Origin of the sequence: Gilliamella sp. BG2 (assembly GCF_046635645.1) — a bacterium.
Classification (GTDB): domain Bacteria; phylum Pseudomonadota; class Gammaproteobacteria; order Enterobacterales; family Orbaceae; genus Gilliamella; species Gilliamella bombi.
The window spans coordinates 82,806-91,017 of record NZ_JBIDFF010000005.1 but is presented as its reverse complement, the minus strand read 5'-3'; the positions used below and the strand labels follow the sequence as shown (position 1 = coordinate 91,017).

Annotated in this window: 5 protein-coding genes; all 5 read left to right on the top strand. The window is 34.6% G+C overall.

All coding sequences use genetic code 11. From position 1 onward, the window contains the following. The first annotated feature begins 295 nt into the window (after window positions 1-295). The 5 genes from ACGH6Q_RS03595 to ACGH6Q_RS03575 all read left to right on the top strand — a co-directional run bounded on the left by ACGH6Q_RS03595 (window position 296) and on the right by ACGH6Q_RS03575 (window position 8,129). Entirely contained in the window at window positions 296-1,624 is a 1,329-nt protein-coding gene (locus tag ACGH6Q_RS03595; RefSeq protein WP_411591927.1) for a hypothetical protein, read from the top strand. 693 nt (window positions 1,625-2,317) lie between these two features. Then, on the top strand, window positions 2,318-2,839 hold the full coding sequence (locus ACGH6Q_RS03590; protein WP_085164022.1) for a DUF2867 domain-containing protein: 522 nt from the start codon (window positions 2,318-2,320) through the stop codon (window positions 2,837-2,839). 268 nt (window positions 2,840-3,107) lie between these two features. After that, window positions 3,108-4,181, top strand: coding sequence for an HlyD family secretion protein (locus ACGH6Q_RS03585; RefSeq protein WP_085164023.1), 1,074 nt, complete (start codon window positions 3,108-3,110; stop codon window positions 4,179-4,181). A 13-nt stretch (window positions 4,182-4,194) separates the two neighbouring features. Continuing rightward, entirely contained in the window at window positions 4,195-6,993 is a 2,799-nt protein-coding gene (gene rbbA, locus ACGH6Q_RS03580) for a ribosome-associated ATPase/putative transporter RbbA (protein WP_411591924.1), read from the top strand. Window positions 6,994-6,998: 5 nt separating this feature from the next. Next, on the top strand, window positions 6,999-8,129 hold the full coding sequence (locus ACGH6Q_RS03575) for an ABC transporter permease (protein ID WP_296210776.1): 1,131 nt from the start codon (window positions 6,999-7,001) through the stop codon (window positions 8,127-8,129). Window positions 8,130-8,212 lie beyond the last annotated feature (83 nt).

The following is an 8,212-nucleotide window of genomic DNA, read 5'->3' as shown; positions in this document are numbered from 1 at the left end:
ACAGGTACACAGGTACACAGGTACACAGGTACACAGGTACACAGGTACACAGGTACACAGGTACACAGGTACACAGGTACACAGGTCACCCTCTGAACAACTTAAAAAGTTATTTTTATACATACTGTTAATTTTTACGTATTCAAGTCCTTATAGTTACAAGTTGTACTTAATTAAAACTTCATTTTTACTACTTCGGATAAAACCGAAGTTTCTGACTAAAATAGCAAAGATTTGTAAACTAACTCCACGGTTAACGCAACCAAATATAAAAAATTATGCTTTTGGAATGATTTTGGTATTGTTATGTTTAACTATATCGAGTAATGCAATTGCACTATCAGCAATAACAGTAAATACAATTCAAGGTAGTGCGCCTTATTTATCGTTTGATAGAAAGGGGACTAAAGCAAATTCAACAGAACATTTATTGAGTATTACATTGTCTGATGGTAGGCAATATAGTATCCGTAATAATCCGTCATCGGAAAATAACCCAATTGAGTTGCCTGCTGTAGATCAAAAACTGAAAGATATTAAGAAATTCATTCCCGAAGGGAAATCAGTAGTTACTTTAACAGATGTAGTATCAACTAACAAATTTTGGAAAGATGATGATGGCGATAGTTCGATCTCTGTAACAGGTAATCTTACAATGACCGTGCAAAATGTTGATGGAAAAATAGTTAATGAGAATACAGAATTAAATGCTTGTTATTCGCCTTATAAAATCACTTTAACGAGTGATAGTGGTATTTTATCTACCCAATACGGAAAGCCAAGATCAACTGAGTTTAAAGGTGGAAGCGTTAGTTATTATCTAACACCTAAAGTTGCAGTTCCTTATGCATGCTTTGCTCAACCAACGTTAAGGTATAATGGAAATGTACTTGTTAGTTATCGTGGTCCAGTTGAACAGTGGGATGATGATAAAGGCTTTAAACCACAGGATATAAATTCCCCTGCATCAAATTTCCCAACTATAGGGGCTAAAGGGATGTACTTTGATTTAACGGTGGCAGGAGCATCTGCAAAAGAGTTAACTTACAGCAAATGGCCAACAGATTCAAATATAGATTTAAGTATAAAACAAGGAAGCCGTTACAATATTGCTAGAATAGAATTAACCGGACCTAGTGATTCAAATAAAGGTCAAACCTCATCAGTTGTTCCAACTTACTTTAATATTTATTCAGATAAAGCAAAGACAAATGTTATATACCGTTTTATGATAAGTAAATGGTTTGTTGCAAAGCCGACTTATAGCGGAGGTTTAGAGGCAGCCAAAGCGTACTGTAGTAGTTTAGGAAATGGTTATAGGCTCCCCCATATTGTTGAAATGACAAATGCAAATAATGATATTGTTGCTTGGGCAGGAGGATTATCTGGTCAACCTAATAATTTCCAACGTCGGATCGGGGGAGGATTCTTTGCAGAGTGGGGGTATACGGATAATGAATACTACGTGAATAGTGATTTTATACGGGATGATATCAATTTTGATTACTGGACTGCTGACCCTTTTTATGGTGGAGTACAAAATTATACTGTTTTTTCAAAGCAAGGTAATATTGGGCACTATTATTTTGTGCATAATGAAACTAGAGTTGTGTGCGTACGTTAATTATCAAGAAATGGAATTAAAAATTTTAGTTCCATCACAATTAGGTTTATGAGATAAAAACAAAAAACATCTAGTGTACTAGTTCAAGAATAAAAATGGTTATTGTAAGATAAAATTATGGATTAAAAGACATTTAAGTTTGTAAGGTGATGGTAAATTATTTGGTTACGTGTTGGTAAAATTATAGGATTGTGATTAGTTGTATCGAAGTTAAAGTCAATCGAATAATAAGACACGAATGAATTGTTACTGAAAGTATATATTCAAACAAAATTTCTACGCATCATGATGGAGATTAGACCTAGCTTTCTTATAACCATTTTTTAAGTAAATAAGATAGCAATTGTAGCTATTTTATAAAATAGTACAGCAAAAAATTAGAAAATTTTCTATGATAAAAGTAAAAAAAAGAAAATGACAGGCACTAAATCATATTGATCTTAAAAGAAGTTGAAGACGGTATTCTGGTTAAAGAGTTTTGCTGGAAATAAAGTATGGGAAATTCTATTTTTTATAAATAGTGAGAGAAATCTAACGATATAGAAAGCTTATATATCAAATGTTTAAAAGAATTAGAAGCGGGAAATCACAAGATTAAGTAGAGGTTTGCCGATTTGCAAGGATCAAATAACATGATGTGTTCTTATATTTTTTGATAATTGACTTATATAATTTAAGGAGGGAGAATATGATATGAAAAACAGACAAAATCATATTATGAAAGTACGGCAAACATTACCTGATAATGTAAGCTTTATTGCAGAAGAAATCGATTATTTAGATTGTCAAAAAAAAGATATTTCTAAAAAATTGACAGCCTATGAAGCTTATAAAATGATGACATCTTATCAACCTAGATGGCTAAAAATACTATTTAAAATAAGGGATTGTTTAGTGAAATTAATCGGTGTCAAAGCGATTAATGGATTTGATAGTTCTGCGGAAAATAAGCATCAACCAGACGAAAGCAATATGGCCGATTTTTTTACCATAACAGAGGAAACCAACGATAAACTGACATTAGTTGTAAAAGATTGCCATTTAGATGTATGTGTTTGTATTCGTGTTGTAGATAAAGGTAATGACATAAGTAAAAATACAGTATATTTAATTGCATCAGTTAAAAATCACAATATCTGGGGGAAATTATATATGTTACCCGTTGCTATTTTACATCCTTATATTGTTAATAAATTATTTGAAAATATAAAATAATAAGTCTTTTATTATGAATAACTTATCAAGTTGCAATGAGCATATCAGCTTTATTGCATAATATAATGATGTTATTAATTTCAAATCTATAAATAAAATATAAAACCATCCTGCTTATTTTTTTAGCTTTTATTGCGATTGTTTTATGAACAGATATTATTTGCCATAAACATTTGATACTATTTAAACGATGCAATTGATTAGGCCATAACGATTTGTTATCTCGTTAAAAATTATTATGAATCGTTTTAAAAAAATAAGGTGTTATATGAAAAATATAAGCAGGAAATGGATTGTTATTGCAGTTGTTATTATTTCTATTATTTTTATTTTATGGCAGCAATTAAAAACTGATGGGTATGGTTCAGATTTTATTAGTGGCAACGGACGTATTGAAGCGACTGAAATCAATATTTCAGCTAAATTAGCTGGTAGAATAGAAAAAATTAATGTTGATGAGGGCGATTTTGTTAAAGCCGGTCAAGCTTTAGTCGTCATGCAAACTGATACCTTACAAGCACAACTTAATGAAGCCCAAGCACAATACCGCCAAGCGGTTAGTAATGAAGCAAGTGCTAAAGCGCAAGTGGCATTAAAAATGAGTGATAAAGTTGCAGCGCAAGCAGGCGTAAGCCAAAAGGAAAGTGACTTAGATATCGCCTCAAAACATTTACAACGAACTACCGCACTATATCAAAAAGGTGCAATATCTATTCAACAATTTGATGACGATACTGCTAAAGTAAACAATGCTAAAGCAGCACTAGATTCAGCCAAATCACAAGTTACTGCCGCTGACGCAGCGATTGCAGTAGCCGAAGCGGGGGTTGATAGCGCCACATCGGCAATCAATGTTGCAAGTGCTAATATTAAAAGAATTCAAGCTGATATTGATGATAGTACTTTAAATGCCCCTGTTGACGGTCGTATTCAATACCGAATAGCACAATTAGGTGAAGTTTTACCTTCAGGCGGAAAAGTATTAAATTTAGTTAATTTGTATGATGTTTATCTTACATTCTTTTTACCTGAAACGGTCGCAGGTAAAGTGGGTATTGGTGATGAAGTGAGATTGATTTTAGATGCACTACCAGATAAAGCAATTTCTGCCAAAATATCGTTTGTATCAAGCGTTGCGCAGTTTACGCCTAAAACTGTTGAAACTAAAGATGAGCGTCAGAAATTGATGTTTAGAGTAAAAGCGCAATTAAGCCCTGAATTATTAAAATGTTTTATAAATCAAGTTAAAACAGGTTTACCAGGTGTAGCTTGGGTAAAACTTGATCCAAAAGCTTCGTGGCCGTCAGGCTTAGCTGATATTGCAAAATGTCCAACAAAATAATTGGGGATAGCATATGTCAGAATCCGACAATAAAGATTTAGCTTTATCAACCGAAGCTAAATCGTTTGATGATGCAGTGGTAAAAATTAGTGATGTATCACTGCATTATAAAAAGAACCTTGCTCTTGATAATATCACTTTAGCTATACCGCCAAGATGTATGGTTGGATTGATAGGACCAGACGGTGTTGGAAAATCAAGTTTATTATCATTAATTGCTGGTTCGCATGTTATTCAAGATGGGTTAGTATATGTACTTGACGGTGATATGAAAGATAAAACACACCGTAAAAATGTTTGCACACGTATTGCTTATATGCCGCAAGGGTTAGGCAAAAACCTTTATCCGACTTTATCTGTTGAAGAAAATTTACAATTTTTTGCTCGTCTGTTTGGTAATGATGCGACCGAGCGTCGCCGCCGTATTGATGAATTAACGCGTAGTACTGGGTTATATCCATTTTTATCAAGACCAGCAGGGCGACTGTCCGGTGGTATGAAGCAAAAAGTTAGCTTATGTTCGGCTTTAATCCACGATCCTGATTTGTTAATTCTTGATGAACCTACAACTGGGGTGGATCCACTTTCCAGAGCCCAATTTTGGCAGTTAATTAACAAAATTCGTGAACAAAGACCCCAAATGAGTGTGATTGTTGCAACAGCCTACATGGACGAAGCTCAAAATTTTGATTGGTTGGTGGCAATGTATGGCGGTAAGATTCTTGAAACTGGCACACCAAAATCCTTACTAGCTAAGACAGGAAAAGATAATTTAGATGATGCATTCATTCAGCTAATGCCAGAAAGTGCTAGACAAGGTTATCAAACTGTCGAAATTCCACCTTTAGATCTTAATAAAGATTTGCAAATAGCTATAGAAGCAAAAGGTTTAACGAAACAATTCGGTAATTTTATTGCAGTTGATCATGTTAATTTTTCAATTAAACAAGGTGAAATATTTGGCTTTTTAGGATCAAATGGCTGTGGTAAATCAACCACCATGAAAATGTTAACGGGTTTATTACCGATTTCATCAGGTGAGGCGTGGTTATTTGGTAAGCCGGTTGATGCCAGTGATATTAATGTTAGGCGTCATTTAGGATATATGTCTCAAGCATTTTCTTTATATAGTGAGTTAACGGTCAAACAAAATCTAGTTCTACATGCGCGTCTGTTTGGTATTGAAGAAAGTAAAATTTCCTCTCGTGTTGAAGAATTACTGAAACGTTTTGGTTTAGAACAAGATGCAGAAAATCTACCCGATAGCTTACCTTTAGGGGTAAAGCAAAGGCTTTCATTGTCAGTTGCGGTTGTGCATAATCCACAAATTCTTATCCTTGATGAACCAACATCCGGCGTTGACCCCATTGCTCGAGATGATTTTTGGCGTTTAATTATCGAATTGTCTAGAAAAGATAAAGTAACAGTGTTTATTACAACTCATTTTATGAATGAGGCTGCAAGGTGTGATAGAATCTCATTAATGCATGCAGGTAAAGTATTAGCAAGCGATACGCCAGATAACATTATCAGCTCCAAAAATGCTAAAACACTAGAAGAGGCCTTTATTAACTATCTTGTTGATGCAGGAGCTGATGATAGTAATGCAGAAGAACACTCTGTTGAACCACCAAAAGAAATACTCAATCAAGCAACAAAAACATTACCACATCATCATGTTCAAGGGTTTAGTCTTAACCGTATGATAGGTTGCTTATGGCGTGAAACACTTGAGTTATCTAGAGATCCTTTACGAGCATTATTAGCGTTATTAGGTTCAGCAATTTTAATGTTAGTTATGGGATATGGTATTACGATGGATGTTGAAGATCTGAATTTTGCTGTGCTTGATCGAGATCAAAGTGTAATTAGTCAAAATTATATTCTTAATTTATCGGGTTCTAAACGTTATTTTATTGAAAGAGAGCCAATTACAGATTATAACGATATGGACGCGCGGTTAAGAAGTAATGAAATCGCTTTAGCGATTGAAATCCCTCCCAATTTTGGTCGAGATATACAACGAGGTGATCCTGTTGATATTGCTATTTGGATTGATGGGGCAATGCCGCTACGAGCTGAAACAATTAAAGGTTACGTTCAAGGAATGCATCTTGCTTGGCTAAGTGAAAAAGTAAAAGAAGTAACAGGAAAATCCTCAACTAGTTTGGCAAATATAGAAACAAGATACCGTTATAATCCTGATATTAAAAGCTTACCGTCCATGGTACCGGCTGTAATACCAATTTTATTATTGATGATTCCATCTATGCTGGCGGCTTTATCGGTTGTGCGTGAAAAAGAGATGGGTTCAATTATCAATTTATATGTAACTCCAGTAACTAAAGCTGAATTTTTGCTAGGTAAGCAAGTGCCTTATATCATTATTTCCATGTTTAGCTTTTTATTATTGTTATTTATGGCAATCACCATTTTTGCTGTTCCTATAAAAGGAAGTCTATTTACTTTATGTCTTGCTGCCTTTGCTTACTGCATTATTTCAACGGGTTTTGGTTTGTTAGCTTCAACTGTTACTCGTAGTCAAATTGCTGTTATCTTTTTAACTTGTGTAGGTACAATGCTACCAGCAATTCAATTCTCGGGATTACTCAATCCTGTCGCATCTTTAGAAGGTGGTGGTCGTTATATTGGTGAGGTTTATCCAACTACACATATGCTAATTATTGCTCGCGGTGTGTTTAATAAAGCACTTGGTTTTATGGATTTGCACAATTCAATATTTGCTTTATTGGTCACAATCCCCATTGTTCTTGGGGCAAGTATTTTTCTTCTTAAAAAACAAGAAGGATAGATATTATGCAAAGTTTAATTAATATTTATCGATTAGGAATAAAAGAGTTATGGGGGTTATTGCGTGATCCTATCATGTTGTTGTTAATTGCCTATTGCTTTACCTTTGATATTTACATTGCCGCAACAGCAACATCTGATTCGTTGCACCATGCTTCGATTGCAGTTGTTGATGAAGATGACTCACCGTTATCACGGCAAATTATTGCAGCATTTTATCCGCCGATGTTTAATGATCCCGTTAAATTATACTCAATGAACGATGTTGATCATGGTATGGATACGGATAATTATACGTTTGCTTTAAATATTCCGCCTAATTTTCAGCGTGATGTGCTAAATAGCCAAAGTCCAGAACTTCAACTTAATATTGATGCAACACGAATGGGACAAGCGTTTGTTGGAAATGGTTATATAACACAGATTGTTACTGGTGAAGTGACTGAATATGTTAATCGTTACAGTAAGGCAACTAATTTGCCAGTTAATATACAAGTGCATACTGCATTTAATCCTAATTTAACGCGATCTTGGTTTGGTTCAGTCATGGAGATTATCAATATTGTGACAACATTATCTATTATTTTAACTGGGGCAGCCTTAATGAAAGAGCGGGAACATGGTACGATTGACCATCTTCTTGCTATGCCTGTTACCCCTTTTGAAATTATGCTCTCCAAAGTATGGTCAATGGGACTTGTGGTATTAATATCAACATGGGTGGCATTGTTGTTAGTTGTTCATAGTTGGCTAAAAGTACCAATTGCAGGTTCGGTAAGCTTATTTTTGATTGGAGCTGCATTGCATCTTTTTGTTACAACGTCACTTGGGATATTTATGGCAACAGTAGCAAAATCCACTGCGCAATTCGCAATGTTACTAATTTTAGTTTTATTACCACTACAAATGCTATCTGGGGGTAGTACTCCGCGTGAAAGCATGCCTGAAATTGTGCAAAACATTATGATGTTTGCTCCAACCACGCATTTTGTTGAATTAGGGCAGGCAATACTGTATCGAGGTGCTGGCTTACGCGTTGTTTGGACTTCATTTGCTTGGTTATTGGCAATTGGTGCTGTATTCTTTTTAATTGCTTTAAGGCGTTTTCGTAGTTCAATTGTTAATATGGGCTCATAATGTCCTATATTTTATCGCAAAATTAGTTGCAAGGATTACTCGTATTGTTTACAAAAATTTGAGAAACGACATAATATGGATAC